This is a genomic window from Aliarcobacter thereius LMG 24486 (assembly GCF_004214815.1).
Lineage (GTDB): Bacteria > Campylobacterota > Campylobacteria > Campylobacterales > Arcobacteraceae > Aliarcobacter > Aliarcobacter thereius.
In genome coordinates this window covers 1,755,521-1,773,010 of the sequence record NZ_CP035926.1, presented here as the reverse complement: position 1 = coordinate 1,773,010, position 17,490 = coordinate 1,755,521, and the positions used below count along the sequence as shown (strand labels likewise).

Below are 17,490 nucleotides of genomic sequence, written 5' to 3'. Positions count from 1 at the left end.
AAATGAAAAATAGTTTAGAATTAAAAGATTTATATGATGGTTTTAGAGATGCAAAAACAATAAAAGCATTTAAAAAACTAATAGATGATGAGTTAAAAGATTATCCTAAAACTATAAATATTATGGAGGTTTGTGGAGGGCATACTCATACAATTATGAAGTATGGAATACCACAAATTATGGATAAAAAAATTAATTTTATTCATGGACCTGGTTGCCCTGTTTGTGTTATGCCAAAAGATAGAATTGATAGTGCATATACTTTAAGTTTACAAAAAGATGTGATACTTGTAACGCTTGGAGATATGATAAAAGTTCCAGGAAGCCTTGGTAGTTTACAAGATGCTAGAAGCAAAGGTGCTGATGTAAGATTTGTCTATTCTCCACTTGATTGTTTGAAAATTGCTAGTGAAAATAGAGATAAAATTATAATCTTTTTTGCAATTGGTTTTGAAACAACAACTCCTATGACTTGTGCTTTAATTGAACAAGTTATTAAAAATGATATTAAAAATATTTTGTTTTCTATAAATCATATTACCGTTCCTGAGGTTATGAGAGTTTTAGTAGATGATGAAAATTGTAAGATAGATGCTTTTTTAGGACCATCGCATGTAAGCGTTATTAGTGGAAGTAAAATTTATGAAGAGTTTCCTTTAAAGTACAATAAACCTGTTGTTGTAGCTGGTTTTGAGCCAGTTGATGTGATGCAAAGTATTTATATGATTGTAAAACAGTTTAAGGAACAAAGAGCAAATCTTGAAATAGAGTATAAAAGGCTTGTTTCTTATGATGGAAATATAAAAGCTCAAGAGCTTATAAATAGATACTTCAAAAAAGTTCCTTTTAAATTTAGAGGAATTGGCGAAGTAGAAAATAGTGGATATGAGTTAAAAGATGAGTTAGAAAATTATAATGCAAAAATAGTTTATAAAAATATACTTCCAACACACGAGGTAAAAGAGAATAAAGCTTGTAGATGTCCTGAAATTTTAAAAGGTGTTGCAAAACCAACTGATTGTAAAATTTTTGGAACTGTATGTAATCCAGCAAACCCAATTGGTTCTTGTATGGTAAGTAGTGAGGGTGCTTGTAGTGCTTATTATAAATATGGGAATTTATTAAAATAGTAAATGCAAAATATAATATATGAATATGAAGAGATAAAAGAAGATTTAGAGCATTATAAAAAATTAAAAAATCATATTATTAACACAAAAGAACTACATAAATATTTTACTCTTGATTGGAAAGATTTAAAAGCAAAGCAATATTGTGGAATTTTAAATTTTGACAATCAAGATTTTTATATCTTACCAAAAATAGCAAATAACAATGAACAAAATTTAAATATATTTATTTATATGCTTATGTATGCTTACGATATAAAATTATCAAATGAACAAATAGCAAGTTGTCAAAATCAAGAAAAGCATACAATTTTAGAAGTATTTGTACAAATGTTTGCAAATGGACTTTTAAAAGAGCTTAAAAAAGGAATATATAAGAAGTATATTACAGAGCAAGAAAATTTGAGTGTTTTAAAAGGAAAATATCTTATAAATGAAAATTTAAAATATAACTTTACAAAAAACAAAATTTATTGTGAATATGATGAATTTAGTTCAAACAATAATTTAAATCAATTTTTTTTATATACCGTGAAATATCTGCAAAAGTTTGTAAATGATAAGAAACTTCTAAAACAGTGTGAATTGATATTTGATGAGGTTGATTTTAGACAAATTGATATTAATAAAATAAACATTCATTTTGATAGATTAAATCTACGTTTTAAAATAAGTTTTGAAATAGCTCTTTTACTTTTGAAACAATCTATTCCACTATTTAATCAAGATAAAAAATCATTTGCCTTTTTATTTGATATGAATATATTGTTTGAAAAGTTTATAGCTAAAATGATAAAAGAGTTAGATAGTAATGCAAAAATACAAAATCAAGATGAGTTTGGAGATTTAACTTTAAAGCCAGATATAATACTAGAAAATCAAATAATCGATACAAAATATAAAAAAATCAAATCATTAGAAGATATAAAACAAAGTGATAAACTTCAAGCTTTTACGTATGGTATAAATTATAAATTAGGAAATGTAATGCTTTTATATCCAAAACATTTAGATAATATAAAATATGATTTAGTTTTAGGTAAAGAGAGTTTGGTAAATTTAAAAATACGAAGTATTGATTTGAATTATGATGAAAATAGCTTTGATAGATATATAAAAGAAATAAAACAAAACATAAGGATCTAGAATGAAGATAATACCTACAACAGAAGAGCATACAAAAGATTTATACGAAAAATTTAAATCTCTTTATGGGAATATTTCTAACCAAGAGTTAAAAGATAAAATTAAATATGAAATTATTAATGAAAATAAATTTCAATGGAATCAAGCAAGTTTAGATATGTATATTAATGCTTTAATTTCAATGATAAGTGGTAATAATTTTACATTCACTATAAATAACTATTCAAAAGAATACTTTCTTAATAGCATTAAAAAAGATTTTGGTGAGGAAAAGTTTAGGTTAGCAGAACAATCACTAAAACAGCATGAAGAAAATAGAAAGAATAAAAAAGAAAATAAAAATATTAATACAAATATAACTTTTAAAAATAATTATGAGAAAGAATATGACTATAAAGAAATTGAGATAAGTAATAAAATAAAAAATCTAATGCTCTATGGAGCTCCTGGTGTTGGTAAAACTCATAACTATAAAAGATTAATATCTATGATTGAAAATGGTGAAAATGAAAAAACTATTTTTGATGCTATTTCTAAAAATGAGATTACAAATAATTTTGATAATTCAATTTTTGAAACTATAAAAAATGAAAAAAGAGTAGAGTTTGTAACTTTCCATCAAAGTTACTCTTATGAAGATTTTATAGAAGGATTTAGACCTCAAGAAGATGGAAGTATAAAATTAGAAGACGGTATATTTAAAAAAATATGTGAAGATGCAAATAAAGAAAAACAAAAAAACTTCTACATAGTAATTGATGAAATAAATAGAGGAAATATCTCTAAGATTTTTGGTGAGTTAATAACACTTATAGAAGAAGATAAAAGAGATGATTATGAAGTTACACTTCCATATTCAAAAGAGAAGTTTAAAATCCCATCAAATCTTTATATTATAGCAACTATGAATAGTACAGATAAATCTATTGCAACTATTGATATAGCATTAAGAAGAAGATTTACATTTTTAAAGATGAAGCCAAATTTGAATTTAGTTAAATATGAAAATGCACAAAAGTTGATGGAAAAATTAAACAAACATATTTCAAATGCTATAAGTGAAGATTATGCTTTAGGACATAGCTATTTTATGAAAATAGAAGATGAAAACAATCTGGAATTTGTAAAAGAGTATAAAATAAAACCACTTTTAGAAGAGTATTTTTATGGTGATGAAACAAATTATAAAATTGCAGAAGATATTTTATATGGAAGAGATGATAAATGAATATAGAAAAAATAAAACAAAGAATTCAAAAGTTTAGTGATGATAGAAACTGGGAAGAGTTTCATAATCCAAAAAATCTAGTTATGGCATTAAATGGAGAAGTTGGAGAGCTAAATGAGATTTTTCAGTGGTTAAATTTTGAAGAGAGTATAAATTTACCAGAAGATGTGAAAGAGCATACAAAAGAGGAAGTAGCAGATATTGCAATATATCTTATACGAATTTGTATGAAATTGGATATTGACTTAGAAGAAGCAATTTTAAATAAAATGATAAAAAATGAATTAAAATATCCAAGTGAAACTTCTCAAGCAGGAAGTAAAAAATATAGTAAAAGTAGAGAAAATAGATGACAAAAAGAGTAAGTTTAGCTCATGGAAATGGTGGATTAGAAAATAATGAACTAATTAAAGAGGTTTTTTATAAAGCTTTTAAAAATGATATTTTAGAAAAAAGTGAAGATGCAGCTATTATTGAAAATGGAAAACTTGCTTTTAGTACAGATTCATTTACGGTAAGTCCACTGTTTTTTAAAGGTGCAGATATAGGAAAACTTGCTATTTGTGGAACTTGTAACGATTTAGCAATGATGGGAGCAAAGCCAAAATATCTTACATGTTCAGTAATCATTGAAGAGGGATTTGAAGTAGAACAACTACAAAATATAGTAAATTCTATGAAAAAAGAGCTTGAACTTAATGAAGCAATAGTTGTAAGTGGAGATACAAAAGTAGTACCAAAAGGAGCAGTTGATAAGATTTTTATAAATACAACAGGTATTGGAGAAGTGCTTTATCAAGGAATTAGTTCAAATAATATAAGTGAAGATGATTTAATAATAGTAAGTAGAGATATTGGAGCTCATGGAGCTACTATTTTTACTGCAAGAGAAGGAATAGAATTAAATTCAAATTTACAAAGTGATTGTGCCTCTTTATTTCCACAAGTAAAAGCTTTAATAGATAGTAAAATAAAGATAACTGCTTTAAGAGATGCTACAAGAGGTGGAGTTAGTGCAGTTTTAAATGAATGGGCAAAGCAATCAAATATTTGTATAGAAATAGAAGAAGATAGTATTCCTGTAAGTGATGAAGTAAAAGGAGTTTGTGAAATACTTGGATTTGAAGCAACAAATTTAGCAAACGAAGGAACATTTGTATTAGCAATCTCAAGAATTGATGCAGAAAAAACTATTGAGATACTAAATAGATTTAATGATAAAAAAAATGCTTCAATTATTGGGAAAGTGACACAAGAATATCCAGAAAAAGTTATTTTAAATAGTCCATGGGGAACTAAAAGATTTTTAGATATACCAAGTGGTGAGCTTCTTCCAAGAATATGCTAAAAGAGAGAAAATAAAATATGCATGAATATAGTATAGTTCAGTCACTATTGGAAAGTTGTGAAGAACACGCAAGACAAAATAGGGCAAAAGAAGTTACAAAAGTAGTTGTAAAAATTGGAGTTTTAAGTGGAGTTGAACCTGATTTACTTCAAACAGCTTTTGATACTTTTAAAGAAAAAACAATATGTGATAAAGCAGAATTTATAATAAATATTCAAAGAGTTGAGATTTCTTGTAATAAATGCAATAGTGAGTCAATATTGGAAAAACATGAGTTTTCATGTCCAAAATGCCAAAGTACAGATATAAAGGTGACAGATGGTGAAGATATGTATTTGATGAGTTTAGAATTAGAGTGAATTGGTTCTAAAAATATATAAGAAACTACAAAATTTATATTTTATAAAGTAAAGCCAATTATAATCTACAAAAAACTACAAAGGACAATTTTATGAAAAAAATTATAAGTTTATTAGCTTTAGCATCGCTTTTTGCAAATGCTCACTTCTTAACTCTTCTTCCAAGTACGGACAATGTTGAAGATAAAAAAGATGCAAAAATAGAATTAGATACTATGTTTATTCACCCTTTTGATCAAAGTGGTATGAATATGGAAAAACCAAAAGGAATTTTTGTAAATAGTACTAAAAACTCATTGCCTTTAACGGAGACAAAAAAGTTTGATCACAAAGCTTGGACTACAAGTTATGAGATTAAAACACCAGGTGTTTATAAGTTTTTTGTACAACCAGAGCCGTATTTTGAGGAAGCAGAAGATCTATTTATCAGCCATGTTCCAAAAGTTATAGTTAGTTCATTTGGTGTACAAGAAGGATGGGATGAGCCAATTGGTTTAAAATATGAGATTGTCCCTCTTACAAAACCATTTGCTTTATACTCTGGAAATCTTTTTCAAGGAGTTTTTCTAAAAGATGGAAAACCACAAGCTAATATTAGTGTTGAGGTTGAACTATACAATGAAGCTGGTATTAAAGCTCCAACAGAAATGCATACTACTCAAACTGTAAAAACAGATAAAAATGGAGTTTTCTCTTTTGTTATGAACCAAAAAGGTTGGTGGGGATTTGCTGGTTTAATGGTAGAAAATGAAAAAGAGCTAAATGGAAAAAAATATCCTATTGAAAATGGTGCATTAATTTGGATAAAAGCACACTAATATGCATATTAGTGATGGTGTTTTAAGCCTTGAGGTTACAGCAGTTAGTACAGCTGTAGCTTTTGGTTTTTTAGTTTACTCTTTTAAAAATTTATCAAATGATAAAATAGCATTGGCATCTTCGTTTAGTGCTTTATTTTTTATAGCTTCATTTATTCATATTCCTTTTGGTTTTACTCAAATTCATCTAATGCTTGTAGGTTTTATTGGAATATTTTTAGGAAGTATTGCAATATTTTCTATATCAATTGCACTTATTCTTCAAGCTTTACTTTTGGGATATGGTGGATTAAGTTCTATAGGAGCAAATATTTTGATTATAGCTGTTCCTGCATATTTGGTATTTTTGTTATTTAAAATAGAGATTCTTAAAAAACTAAATGAAAAAGTTAAATTCTTTTTAATTGGTTTTATTGGAGTACTTATTCCTACAATTATTATGTTTATACTTCTGATTTTTTCAAAAGAAGAGTATAAAAATGCTGCATATTCTATAATTATAGTAAATATACCAACTATGATATTAGAAGCTTTAATCACACTTTTCTTATTTTTATATGTAAAAAAAGCGATGCCAAATCTATTTAAAGGATTAAATATATGAGAATTTTTTTAATTTTAGTTTTGCCTATATTTTTATTTGCTCATAAGATAAATATGTATTTAGATATAAAAGATGATAGTTTATACATAAACTCATATTTTGCAAATGCAAAGCCATGTAAAAACTGTAAGTTTAAAATAGAGACAAAAGATAGATTAGTTCTTGAAGATAGATTAAATGATAATGGAGAATATATTTATAAAGGTTCAAATGAGTATTTTAAAGTGACAGTTGATGCTGGAAGTTCTCATATTGTGACTAAAGAGATAGAATCTTTAAAAATAAAAAATGAAAATATAATTGAAGAAAAAATAGAAGATAAAAAGCTTAAAGATTTAATAGAAGAAAATAGTTTACTAAAGAATAAAATAGAGGTTTTAGAAGAGCAATTAAACTATTTTGAAATATTCAAAATTGTTTTTGGTTTGATTTTAATATCTTTGATATTTTTAATTATAAAGAGAGTTAAAAGTTGAGACTAAACCCAGCTATCTCTTTATTGAGTGCAGTTGGATTTAGTTTGATTTTGAGTTTCTCAAAATTTGAACTTTTTTTTATACTTCCAATAATTTTCCTTATATATTTAAACTATAAAAATATTATAAATATTTTAAAGAAATTACTATTTTTAAATATCTTTATAGTTGTATTGGCTCTTTTTTTATATTTTGAAAGTAATATAAATGAAGCTTTAGAACTGTTCTTCAAAGTAAATTTTATACTTCTGTTTAATCTTTTACTTTTTTACTCTTCAAGTGGGTTTGATATTGTAAAAGCTTTTATGATATTGAGATTTCCAAAAAAAATTAACTCTATTTTATATTTTACAGTTAAGTTTATTTTTGATTTAAATCTTGAATTAAAAAGTATAAAAGAGTCTTTAAAAGCTAGAAATTTTAAAGCAAGAACAGATATATTTACATACAAAACATATGGAAATATTTTTGGAATCCTTTTTATAAAAACTATTAAAAATAGTGAAAGTTTAAAAGATACTTTTAAAATAAGAGCTTTTAAAGATGAGATTTTTTTAAACTATGAAAATAGTTTCAAAATTTTAGATTTTATTTTAGTAGTACTATTGATTATTATACTTTTAGTGAAGGTAGTTTTATGAGTTGTTCAATAAATTTAAAAAATATTTCATATAAAAAAGATGATTATGTATTGTTTGAAAATGTAATAATTGATTTAAAGCATAAAGAAAAGATAGCAATTATTGGGAAAAATGGTGTAGGTAAAACTACATTATTAAAAATTATAGCAGGATTACAAACTCCATCAGCTGGAACTATTGAACTTTTTCACAATAGAATAAATAGTAGTGATGATTTTGAAAAGTTTAGAGATAAAATAGCATATTTACCACAAAATATAAATAGCTTTTTTTTAACTATTAGTGTAATTGAAGATGTTATGTTCTCTTTAAGAACTCTTGGAATTAATAAAGAGGAAGCATATAAAAAAAGTATAGATATCTTAAAAAAACTAGATATTCTTCATTTAGAAAATAGAGTAATCTATGAATTAAGTGGAGGAGAGAAAAAAATTGTAGCATTAGCAGCTATTTTGGTTAAAGAGCCTGAGATATTACTTCTTGATGAACCTACAAATGACTTAGATGAAAGTAGTGAAAAGAGAGTTTTAGAAATTTTAAATAATACAGAAAAATCAATGATAATAGTGTCTCATAAACAAGCTTTTTTAGATAAGTTAGTCTCAAAAACATATCATTTAGAAGATAAAACTTTAAAATATTAAAATTTTCACAATACAATACTTGACAAACATTCACTCACTTTGTTATAATTCTTTAGCAGTTAAAGTTATAGAGTGCTAAAATTTAAATAAAGAGCAGGTTTATGATAGATAAAAAAGAGTTTTTACTACAATCTATAATAAAAGCATATATTGAGCATCTTGAGCCAATAGGTTCAAAAGAGCTGAAATCTATGTATGATCTAGAGTATTCAACTGCAACAATAAGAGGATATTTTAAAAAGCTTGGAGATGAAGGTTTTTTAGCTCAAGAACATGTAAGTAGTGGAAGAACTCCTACAAATGAAGCTTTAAAACAGTATTGGATAGGAAGATTAAATTTCAAGCTTAAAGGTATAAATATCAAAGCTTTAGAACATTTTGCAAAAAATATTGGATTAACAATTTTTTTACAAAAAGAAAGAAGTGATATCTTAGAGAATATTATAAATGTTGAGAGTAGATATATCATTTTAGAGTTTACAAATTTTGCAGTTAGTATAAAGTATAGTCAAGCTTTATACAAATTTTTGAGTGATTTTTTACAAATCTCTTTAGATGAAATTCTAAAAATTTCAAAAGATGTTGGAGCATATGAATTATATAATGCAATAAAACAATCTTTGCAAAATGATTTTGAAATATTTAACTATAAAGAGTTTTTAAATTTAGCTTTAAATTATGATTTTGATGAGTTTACAATTAATAGATTTCTTAAGGGAAATATTATGGAAGATTTGAAAGAAGGTCTATATTTTGATGGTTTGTTACCTCAAAATTATATTGGAATATGTAAATTCTGCAAAATCAATAATGAAGATTATAAGATGTTTATTGTTGGTGAGTTATCAAAAGATTATGAATACTTTTTTGAACAAATTACAAATTTTTAAGGAGTAAAACTTGAGTGAGAAAATAGAAGAAAAAATAGAAGAACAAGTAGAACAAGAGATTGAGAAATCTGAAAATTGTTGTGAAAATAAAGAGTGTGAAGAGAAAAAAGAGGAGAGTTCTGAAGATATTATTGCAAAACTTCAAGAAGAACTAAAGCAAAGTGAAGAGAAGTTTTTAAGAGTTCATGCTGATTTTGAGAATATCAAAAAAAGATTAGAAAAAGAGAAATTTATGGCAATAGATTATGCAAGTGAAAAGTTTGCAAAAGATATTTTAACACCATTAGATACTCTTGAAATGGCTCTTAAATCTTCAGAAGCTGATATTAAAGCAGAAGAGTTACTTCCAAAAATAAAAGAGGGAATAGAGCTTACAATTAAAAGTTTTTTAAGCACTTTTGAAAAACATGGAGTAAGTAAAGTAGAAACAGATGGCGAATTTGATCCAAACTTTCATAATGCTGTTATGCAAGTAGATAGCGAAAATCACAAAACAGGTGAAATTGTAGCTGAGTTACAAAAAGGTTATGTTTTAAAAGATAGGCTTTTAAGACCTGCAATGGTTAGTATAGCAAACTAAAATATTGACCGTAATGTCATAAAACTATTAATAATAGATTTAAAACTTAATAAAAGGAAAAAAAATGAGTAAAGTTATAGGTATAGATTTAGGAACAACAAACTCTTGTGTTGCTGTTTATGAGAATGGTGAAGCAAAAATTATTCCAAATAAAGAGGGAAAAAATACAACTCCATCAATTGTTGCATATACAGACAAAGGTGATGTTTTAGTTGGAGATCCAGCAAAAAGACAAGCAATTACAAATCCAGAAAAAACAATATATTCTATTAAAAGAATTATGGGTTTAATGATGAATGAAGAGAATGCTAAAGAAGCACAATCAAAAGTTGGATATAAAATTGTTGATAGAAATGGAGCAGCAGCTGTTGAAATTGGTGGAAAAGTTTATACTCCGCAAGAGATTTCTGCAAAAATTTTAGGAAAATTAAAAGCTGATGCTGAAGAGTATTTAGGAGCAAAAGTTACAGATGCTGTTATTACTGTTCCTGCATATTTTAATGATGCACAAAGAAAAGCTACTCAAGAAGCTGGAACTATTGCTGGATTAAATGTATTAAGAATTATAAATGAGCCAACAGCAGCTTCTTTAGCTTATGGACTTGATAAAAAAGGTGAAGAGAAAGTTTTAGTTTATGACTTTGGTGGAGGAACATTTGACGTTACAGTATTAGAAATAGGTGATGGAACATTTGAAGTTCTTTCAACAGATGGAAATGCTTTCTTAGGTGGAGATGATTTTGATAATGCAATTATTGATTGGTTAGCAGAAGAGTTTAAAAGTGAAAATGGATTTGATATAAAAAATGACAAAATGGCTCTTCAAAGATTAAAAGATGCTGCTGAAAATGCTAAAAAAGAACTAAGTTCAGCTGAGAGTACAGAGATTAATTTACCATTTATCTCTATGGGAAATGCAGGTCCTGTACACTTAGTTAAATCTTTAACAAGAGCAAAATTTGAAGCAATGACTGAAAAATTAATCAATGAAACACTAAATCATATTAAAGTTGCTTTAAAAGATTCAGGTCTTGATAAAGGTGAAATTAATGAAATTATCATGGTTGGTGGATCTACAAGATTACCAAAAGCAAACCAAGTTGTAAGAGATTTCTTTGGAAAAGATTTAAATAAAGGTGTAAATCCAGATGAAGTTGTAGCAGCTGGTGCTGCTGTGCAAGCTGGAGTTTTAAGAGGAGATGTAAAAGATGTTCTTTTACTTGATGTTACACCACTATCTCTTGGAATTGAAACTCTAGGTGGAGTTATGACAAAACTTATTGAAAAAGGAACTACAATTCCTGTTAAAAAGTCACAAGTTTTCTCAACAGCTGATGATAATCAACCAGCAGTTTCTATTCATGTTTCTCAAGGAGAAAGAGAGTTTGCAAAAGATAATAAATCTTTAGGTATGTTTGAACTTTCAGATATTCCAGCAGCTCCAAGAGGTGTTCCTCAAATTGAAGTAACATTTGATATTGATGCAAATGGTGTTTTAAATGTAAGTGCTAAGGATAAAGGAACAGGAAAAGAAAATACAATTACAATTTCTGGAAGTTCTGGATTAAGTGATGATGAAATTGCAAAAATGGTTGCAGAAGCTGAAGCAAACAAAGATGCTGATGCTAAGAAAAAAGCTCTAATTGAGATAAGAAATCAAGCAGATGCAATGCTTCACTCTACTAAAAAAACTTTAGAAGAGAATGAAAATGCAATCTCTGAAGAAGAGAAAAAAGCTATTATTGATGCAGCTGCTGAACTTGAAGAGATTTTAAAAGATGATAATGCTACAAAAGAGCAAATTGAAGAGAAGTTAAAAGTTTTAACTGAAAAATCTCATAAATTAGCAGAAGCTATGTATAAAAAAGAGGGTGAAGCTGCTCAAGGTGGACAAGCAAACCAAAAATCAAAAAAAGATGACGATGTTATCGATGCAGAAGTAGAGTAATCTCTACTTCATGCAACACATTAAATATCTTCTTATAATATTAATCTCATTTTTTTTTATTTCATGTTCACAAAAAGATATAAGTTTTGAGAAAACTTCATTTTCAAAAATAGATGGTTTTTTTGATGATGATTTAAATCTTGCTTTTGAAGTATTTAAAAAAGATTGTGAAAAATCACAAATTAATCCAAAATTCACAAATGTTTGTAAACTTTCAGAAACTTATGATGATGCCAAAAAGTTCTTTACAGAAAATTTCGAAGCTTTTACAATTGTTGATAGAAACAAAAGTAAGCAAGGACTAATAACAGGATATTATGAACCTCTTTTAAAAGGGAGTTTTGAAAAAACTTTAAAATATAAATATCCAGTTTATGCTCTGCCAGAAGATTTAGTGATTTCTGATGATAGTAAATTAAAAGATTATAGAAATATAGGTAGAGTAGAAAACAATAGATTAACTCCATACTATAAAAGAGAAGAGATAGATGCACAAATAAGTAAAAGTTTAAAAGCAATACTTTATGTAGATAATAAGATAGATCTATTTTTTCTCCAGATTCAAGGAAGTGGAAGAGTTGAACTTGAAGATAAAACTCTTATAAATCTTGCTTGGGCAGGGCAAAATGGAAGAGCTTATAGATCTATTGGTAAATACTTAGTAGAGAACAATATTTTTACTCTTGAAGAGATTGATGGAATAAAGATAAAAGAGTATCTAAATGAAAACCAAGAAAAAGTTGATGAAATTTTAAATACAAATGAGAGTTATATATTTTTCAAAATATCTCCAAATATCGCAACAGGTGCTTTAAATACAGTATTGACTCCAAAGAGAAATATTGCTGTTGATAGAAGATATATTGAGCTTGGAACTCCTGTTTTTATAAAGACTACAAATCCAATAACAAAAGAACCTATAAATAAACTTGTTGTAGCTGCTGATGTTGGTGGTGCAATAAAAGGTGAAATAAGAGCTGATTTTTATTGGGGTTTTGGAGAAGAAGCCAAATTAAATTCACATAAAATGAAAGAATATGGCGAAATAATTGTATTGGAACCAAAAAAATAGTTAGTGTAGAAAAATCTACACTAAGCTAAATTATTTGCTACTTTTTTTGATAGCTTTTTTAATTAAACTTTGTTTATTTTTAAGTTTTTTAAGTTTTTTCTTATCATTTTTTGATGTTTTTTTAAGTTCAGATTTGATTTTTGATCTTTTTGACTTTAATTCACCAACAAGTTTCTTAGACTCTTTTTTTTGTGATTTGCTTAACTCATCTTTTTTTGTAAGTTTTACAAGTTCTTTAACTGCTTTTGTAGTTTTCATTTTATACTCCGTGTAATATTTTTGTTTACAAAATATAGTAAACTTACCTTCTTTATAGTTCTTCTAAATAAAAAACACAATGAAGATCGATACATAGTACAGAAGTAAATCTTAGTTTAAGCTTACTCTAAATTATTTTATAATTATTACATACAACAACCATTTCCACAACAAGAGTTAATAGGTTCATCTTTATAAAATTTAATAATAAAATTATTAAACATCTCTTGAACTTCAAAAGAGTGCTTTTTACAAAAAGTATTATTCATATAATTTCTTAAATCAATAGCTTTTTGAAGAGCATCATCTTTTGAGTAAAACTCAAAAGTTCCGTCTAATTTATATTTATAAAAACAACTGCATTTATCTTGAATCACTAGTTTATACATAAAAAATCCTAAAATATATTAATAAAAGCATAATTCTAGCAAAAAAAGAGTAAAATATTAGCCATATTAAATTTGGGGAAAAACATGCATATAACAAATCTTTTATCACAATACTTTGGTAAATTCGCAAAAAAAGAGTTTCCAAATCCTATTCAAAAACTTATAAACAACTCATATGCAAAAATTATGAAATTGGATTTAAGAGAATTTAAAAGTGCAAAACATTATAAAAGTTTAAATGAACTATTTACAAGAGAATTAATAATAAAAAGAGAGATAGATAATAGTGAAAATATATTTATCTCTCCAACTGATAGTTTAATTACAGAGTGTGGGAAATTAGAAAAAGATATTGCTTTACAAATTAAAGGGATGCAATATAGTGTTGAAGAACTTTTAACTTATTATTGTACTTCAAATTTTGAAAGACTAAAAGATGGAAATTTTATGAATTTTTATTTATCGCCAAAAGATTATCATAGATATCATGCACCAATAGATTTTAAACTAAAAAAACTAATTCATGTACCTGGAAAACTATACCCTGTAAATTTGAAATATTTAAATAAAGAGTTTGAACTTTTTGTTCAAAATGAAAGAGTGATTTTAGAGTGTGAATCAGATGGAAAACTATTTTATATGGTTTTTGTAGGAGCTCTGAATGTTGGACAAATGGTATTTGAATTTGAGAAAAGTGTTGAAACAAATAAAGATACAAGTGAGATAAAAGTATATAATTATGACAATATTGAAATTTCAAAAGCTGATTGTTTGGGATACTTTAAAATGGGTTCAACTGTTGTTATGTTGTGGGAGAAAGATTTTGTAAAACTTGAAGAGCTTTTAAATAAAGATATTAAGTTTGGACAAAGAATTGCTGAATTCTGAATTAATAATATTTCTATTAATATTTAGTTTCTCTTTAACAGTAGTTTTCTTCTATCTTTATATAAGAACTATTATAAAAGCAAGAAAAAGCAATAAAGAAGTAATATTAAAAGCAAAAAAAGAGGTAGAAGAGAGACTTTATAAAGATGAGCTAACAGGGCTAAAAAACAGAAAAGCTCTTGAGGATCAAATAAAAGATGAAGAGTCTGTGATTGTAATTTTACTTGATGTAGATGCATTTGAAGATTTAAATGAGATTTATGGATTTATAAATGCCGAATTTGTACTTAGCGAAATAGGAAAAATATTAAAAACTTTTGAAAATAGTTATGATTGTACAGCTTTTAGAATGAGTGGAGATATATTTGCTGTTTCAAATATAAATAATATGCCAATAGAAGAGATTTTTATATTAATAGAGAAGCTAGAAAAAACTTTTACAAATAGAAAAATATATGTAGAAAAGCTAAAAGATGATTTAACTATCTCTATGACTTTAGGTGTTTCTATTTTTCAAGAAGAGTCGATTATTACTGCTGCTATGGCACTAAAAAGAGCAAAATCTCTTAATCAAGGATATTTTGTATATAACAATGAACTAGACTCAAAAGAGCTAATAATTCAATCTTTATATTGGAGAGAAAATATTAAGAAGGCTTTAGAAGAGAATAGAATAGTTCCTTATTATCAAGCCATTGTAGATAAAAACAAAAATATAATAAAATATGAAACTCTTATGAGAATAGAGGATAAAGATCAATATAATCAAAATATTGTTGTAACACCAGATAAGTTTTTAGGAATATCATTTAAAACTAAACAATATTTAGAATTATCAAAAACAGTTATCTCTAAAACTCTTAAAAATCTTCTAAAAACAGATAAACAAATTACAATAAATATAAGCTTTAGAGATATTTTGAGTTATGAATTTATAGATTATTTAGAAGAAGCTATAAATAATATATCAGAAGAAGATAGAAAAAGATTAGTTTTTGAGATTTTAGAAAGTGAAAATGTAAGTGATTATGAGTTTCTTGAAGAGTTCATTTTAAAATATAAGAAAATGGGAATAAAGATTGCTATTGATGATTTTGGTAGTGGATATTCAAACTTTTTAAGAATTATAAGAATAAAACCTGAATATATAAAAATAGATGGTAGTTTAATCAAAAATATAGATACAGATCAAAACTCTTATGAAATAGTAAAATCAATAGTTGCTTTTTGTAAAACTTTAAATATTAGAACAGTTGCAGAGTTTGTTCATAAAGAAGAGATTTATAGGATATTGATAGATTTAGATATTGATGAGTTCCAAGGATTCTATTTAGGTAAACCTTCAGCTTCTTTTTCATAATTTAACAATAATAAAAGAAATTTCTTGTAGAATAAAGCAAACTAATAAGGAGATAAAATGACTGTGATTACTAAAATAAAAGAGTTTGAATTATCAGGTACAAAAAAAGGGAAAATATCTGTATCAAATGTAAGCGAACCTTATGGAAAAGATACAGAAGATGTAGTAAGTATTGGAATTGCATTAAATGGTGAAGATGTTCAATGGAAAGCTCATATTCCATATGATAATATCGATGAATTAATAGACGCTTTAGCAAAAGCAAAAAGCTTAAAAAAATAAATATAAACTCCAATTTGTGATATAATTTCTCTAATTTAAGAGGAGTTTATCTTGCAAGAAAAAATAATTGGAAGAGTAGAACCTATATCGATTTTGGATTTGGATTTAAGAAATCTTGATGCAAAAATTGATACAGGAGCCTACTCAAACTCTCTACATTGTGATGAAATAAAAATAATAGATGATAGTTTTGTTAGTTTTATCTTATTAGATAAAGTTCATCCATCTTATCACAATAAAAAAATTATACTACCAATATATAAATTTAAAAATGTAAAAAGCTCAAATGGAGATATTGAACTTAGGGCTTCTATAAGAGTAAGAGTGAGTTTTGCAGGGAAAGTTTACAAAACTGTAATCTCTTTAACTTCAAGGCAGAGTATGAAATATCCAATGCTAATTGGAAGGAAATTCTTACAAAATAGATTTTTAGTTGATGTATCAAAAAAGAATATTACAAAAAGGGATAAATAATGTTAATCTACATTTTATCAAGAAATGAAAATCTATATTCTACAAGAAGATTATTTGAAGAGATCCAAAATAAGGGATGGGAAGTTAGAGTAATTGATTATCTTAAATGTACAATAGAGATTATGAAGAGTGAGTTAGTTGTAAATTATGAAGGAGAGGTTTTAAAAATCCCTGATGCAATAATTCCTAGAATTGGTGCTAGTAGGACTTTTTTTGGTGCTTCAATAGTAAGGCACTTTGAAATGCAAGATGTTTTTTCAACGACTGGAAATTTAGCTCTTACAAGAAGTAGAGATAAATTAAGAAGCCTTCAAGTTCTATCAAAAAATGGAGTAGATTTACCAAGAACTGTTTTTGCATCAAATAAATCAAAAGCAAAAGATGTTATTGCTTTAAGTGGTGGAGCACCTTTAGTTTTAAAAATATTAGAAGGAACTCAAGGAGTTGGAGTAGTTCTCGTTGATAGTAAAAAAGCTGCAAAGTCTGTGCTAGACGCTTTTTATGGGATGGAAGTTAATTTGCTTGTACAAGAGTATATAGAAGAAGCAAATGGAAGTGATATAAGAGTTTTAATTGTAGATGGTGAAGTAGTTGCTGCTATGAAAAGACAAGGTGCTGAAGGTGATTTTAGATCTAACCTTCATCAAGGTGGAAATGCAACAATATATAAATTAAATAGAAAAGAAAAAAGTACAGCAATAGCTGCTGCAAAGGCAATGGGGCTTGGGGTTTGTGGAGTTGATATGATAATATCAAATAGAGGACCACTTGTTATGGAGGTAAATTCAAGTCCTGGCTTAGAAGGAATTGAAAAATCAACAGGAATAAATGTTGCTTTAAAAATTGTTGAATATATAGAAAAAAATATAAAAATAATAGATGAGATTAATCCAAAGAAAAGAAAAATAAAAAAAGATAATATTGGTGCATGAAATATTAAGAATTATAAGAGATT

General features: G+C 26.3%; 22 protein-coding genes. 20 read left to right on the top strand and 2 right to left on the bottom strand.

The annotated features are described in order from the left end of the window. Positions 1 to 2: 2 nt before the first annotated feature. The 15 genes from hypD to mltA all read left to right on the top strand — a co-directional run bounded on the left by hypD (position 3) and on the right by mltA (position 12,884). Complete coding sequence (gene hypD, locus ATH_RS09155) at positions 3 to 1,130, top strand: hydrogenase formation protein HypD (RefSeq protein WP_066172459.1); 1,128 nt, start codon at positions 3 to 5, stop codon at positions 1,128 to 1,130. 3 nt (positions 1,131 to 1,133) lie between these two features. Further along, on the top strand, positions 1,134 to 2,276 hold the full coding sequence (locus ATH_RS09150) for an McrC family protein (protein ID WP_066176783.1): 1,143 nt from the start codon (positions 1,134 to 1,136) through the stop codon (positions 2,274 to 2,276). Between the two features lies 1 nt (position 2,277). Then, a complete protein-coding gene (locus tag ATH_RS09145) occupies positions 2,278 to 3,504 on the top strand; it encodes an McrB family protein (RefSeq protein WP_066172455.1) in 1,227 nt (408 codons plus the stop codon). After that, entirely contained in the window at positions 3,501 to 3,857 is a 357-nt protein-coding gene (locus ATH_RS09140; protein ID WP_066172451.1) for a nucleotide pyrophosphohydrolase, read from the top strand. Before ATH_RS09145 ends, ATH_RS09140 begins: the two co-directional genes overlap by 4 nt. Beyond that, positions 3,854 to 4,852: a hydrogenase expression/formation protein HypE gene (hypE, locus tag ATH_RS09135; RefSeq protein ID WP_066178286.1), complete on the top strand. Its 999-nt coding sequence runs from the start codon at positions 3,854 to 3,856 to the stop codon at positions 4,850 to 4,852. Before ATH_RS09140 ends, hypE begins: the two co-directional genes overlap by 4 nt. 17 nt (positions 4,853 to 4,869) lie before the next feature. Continuing rightward, the gene (gene hypA / locus ATH_RS09130; RefSeq protein ID WP_066172445.1) at positions 4,870 to 5,211 is read left to right on the top strand and encodes a hydrogenase/urease nickel incorporation protein HypA; all 342 of its coding nucleotides are present in this window, start codon (positions 4,870 to 4,872) and stop codon (positions 5,209 to 5,211) included. 92 nt (positions 5,212 to 5,303) lie between these two features. Continuing rightward, on the top strand, positions 5,304 to 6,029 hold the full coding sequence (locus ATH_RS09125; protein ID WP_066172442.1) for a DUF4198 domain-containing protein: 726 nt from the start codon (positions 5,304 to 5,306) through the stop codon (positions 6,027 to 6,029). A gap of 1 nt (position 6,030) precedes the next feature. Then, positions 6,031 to 6,633, top strand: a complete 603-nt coding sequence (locus ATH_RS09120; protein WP_066172436.1) for a CbiM family transporter — start codon at positions 6,031 to 6,033, stop codon at positions 6,631 to 6,633. Further along, positions 6,630 to 7,109 carry a hypothetical protein gene (locus ATH_RS09115; protein ID WP_066172433.1) on the top strand — a complete coding sequence of 160 codons (480 nt, stop codon included), beginning with the start codon at positions 6,630 to 6,632 and terminating at the stop codon, positions 7,107 to 7,109. The genes ATH_RS09120 and ATH_RS09115 overlap by 4 nt, the downstream gene beginning before the upstream one ends. Beyond that, positions 7,106 to 7,750 (top strand): energy-coupling factor transporter transmembrane component T family protein, encoded by a 645-nt coding sequence (locus tag ATH_RS09110; protein WP_066172429.1) that lies wholly within the window; start codon positions 7,106 to 7,108, stop codon positions 7,748 to 7,750. Before ATH_RS09115 ends, ATH_RS09110 begins: the two co-directional genes overlap by 4 nt. Continuing rightward, a complete protein-coding gene (locus ATH_RS09105; RefSeq protein ID WP_066172426.1) occupies positions 7,747 to 8,394 on the top strand; it encodes an energy-coupling factor ABC transporter ATP-binding protein in 648 nt (215 codons plus the stop codon). The genes ATH_RS09110 and ATH_RS09105 overlap by 4 nt, the downstream gene beginning before the upstream one ends. Positions 8,395 to 8,495: 101 nt before the next feature. Continuing rightward, positions 8,496 to 9,284 (top strand): heat-shock protein, encoded by a 789-nt coding sequence (locus tag ATH_RS09100; protein ID WP_066172424.1) that lies wholly within the window; start codon positions 8,496 to 8,498, stop codon positions 9,282 to 9,284. A gap of 10 nt (positions 9,285 to 9,294) precedes the next feature. Then, entirely contained in the window at positions 9,295 to 9,864 is a 570-nt protein-coding gene (gene grpE / locus ATH_RS09095; protein ID WP_083191849.1) for a nucleotide exchange factor GrpE, read from the top strand. A gap of 64 nt (positions 9,865 to 9,928) precedes the next feature. Continuing rightward, positions 9,929 to 11,812, top strand: a complete 1,884-nt coding sequence (dnaK, locus tag ATH_RS09090) for a molecular chaperone DnaK (RefSeq protein WP_066172421.1) — start codon at positions 9,929 to 9,931, stop codon at positions 11,810 to 11,812. 10 nt (positions 11,813 to 11,822) lie between these two features. Continuing rightward, the gene (mltA, locus tag ATH_RS09085) at positions 11,823 to 12,884 is read left to right on the top strand and encodes a murein transglycosylase A (protein ID WP_119184133.1); all 1,062 of its coding nucleotides are present in this window, start codon (positions 11,823 to 11,825) and stop codon (positions 12,882 to 12,884) included. Positions 12,885 to 12,914: 30 nt separating this feature from the next. Here the strand turns inward: mltA and ATH_RS09080 are convergent, their stop codons facing one another. Both ATH_RS09080 and ATH_RS09075 read right to left on the bottom strand, forming a co-directional pair. Further along, complete coding sequence (locus ATH_RS09080; RefSeq protein WP_066180635.1) at positions 12,915 to 13,142, bottom strand: hypothetical protein; 228 nt, start codon at positions 13,140 to 13,142, stop codon at positions 12,915 to 12,917. A 146-nt stretch (positions 13,143 to 13,288) separates the two neighbouring features. Next, on the bottom strand, positions 13,289 to 13,531 hold the full coding sequence (locus ATH_RS09075; RefSeq protein WP_066180638.1) for a hypothetical protein: 243 nt from the start codon (positions 13,529 to 13,531) through the stop codon (positions 13,289 to 13,291). An 84-nt stretch (positions 13,532 to 13,615) separates the two neighbouring features. Here ATH_RS09075 and ATH_RS09070 point away from each other — a divergent pair, with 84 nt between their 5' ends. Genes ATH_RS09070 through rimK form a run of 5 tightly spaced genes read left to right on the top strand, consistent with a single transcriptional unit; the run spans position 13,616 to position 17,467 of the window. Further along, on the top strand, positions 13,616 to 14,419 hold the full coding sequence (locus ATH_RS09070; protein ID WP_066180641.1) for a phosphatidylserine decarboxylase: 804 nt from the start codon (positions 13,616 to 13,618) through the stop codon (positions 14,417 to 14,419). Further along, positions 14,406 to 15,779 (top strand): EAL domain-containing protein, encoded by a 1,374-nt coding sequence (locus ATH_RS09065; protein WP_170167571.1) that lies wholly within the window; start codon positions 14,406 to 14,408, stop codon positions 15,777 to 15,779. Before ATH_RS09070 ends, ATH_RS09065 begins: the two co-directional genes overlap by 14 nt. Before the next feature lie 57 nt (positions 15,780 to 15,836). After that, positions 15,837 to 16,061, top strand: a complete 225-nt coding sequence (locus ATH_RS09060) for a hypothetical protein (protein ID WP_066180647.1) — start codon at positions 15,837 to 15,839, stop codon at positions 16,059 to 16,061. 51 nt (positions 16,062 to 16,112) lie between these two features. Then, positions 16,113 to 16,535 carry an ATP-dependent zinc protease family protein gene (locus ATH_RS09055; protein ID WP_306457598.1) on the top strand — a complete coding sequence of 141 codons (423 nt, stop codon included), beginning with the start codon at positions 16,113 to 16,115 and terminating at the stop codon, positions 16,533 to 16,535. Further along, complete coding sequence (rimK, locus tag ATH_RS09050) at positions 16,535 to 17,467, top strand: 30S ribosomal protein S6--L-glutamate ligase (protein ID WP_066390077.1); 933 nt, start codon at positions 16,535 to 16,537, stop codon at positions 17,465 to 17,467. Before ATH_RS09055 ends, rimK begins: the two co-directional genes overlap by 1 nt. Positions 17,468 to 17,490 lie beyond the last annotated feature (23 nt).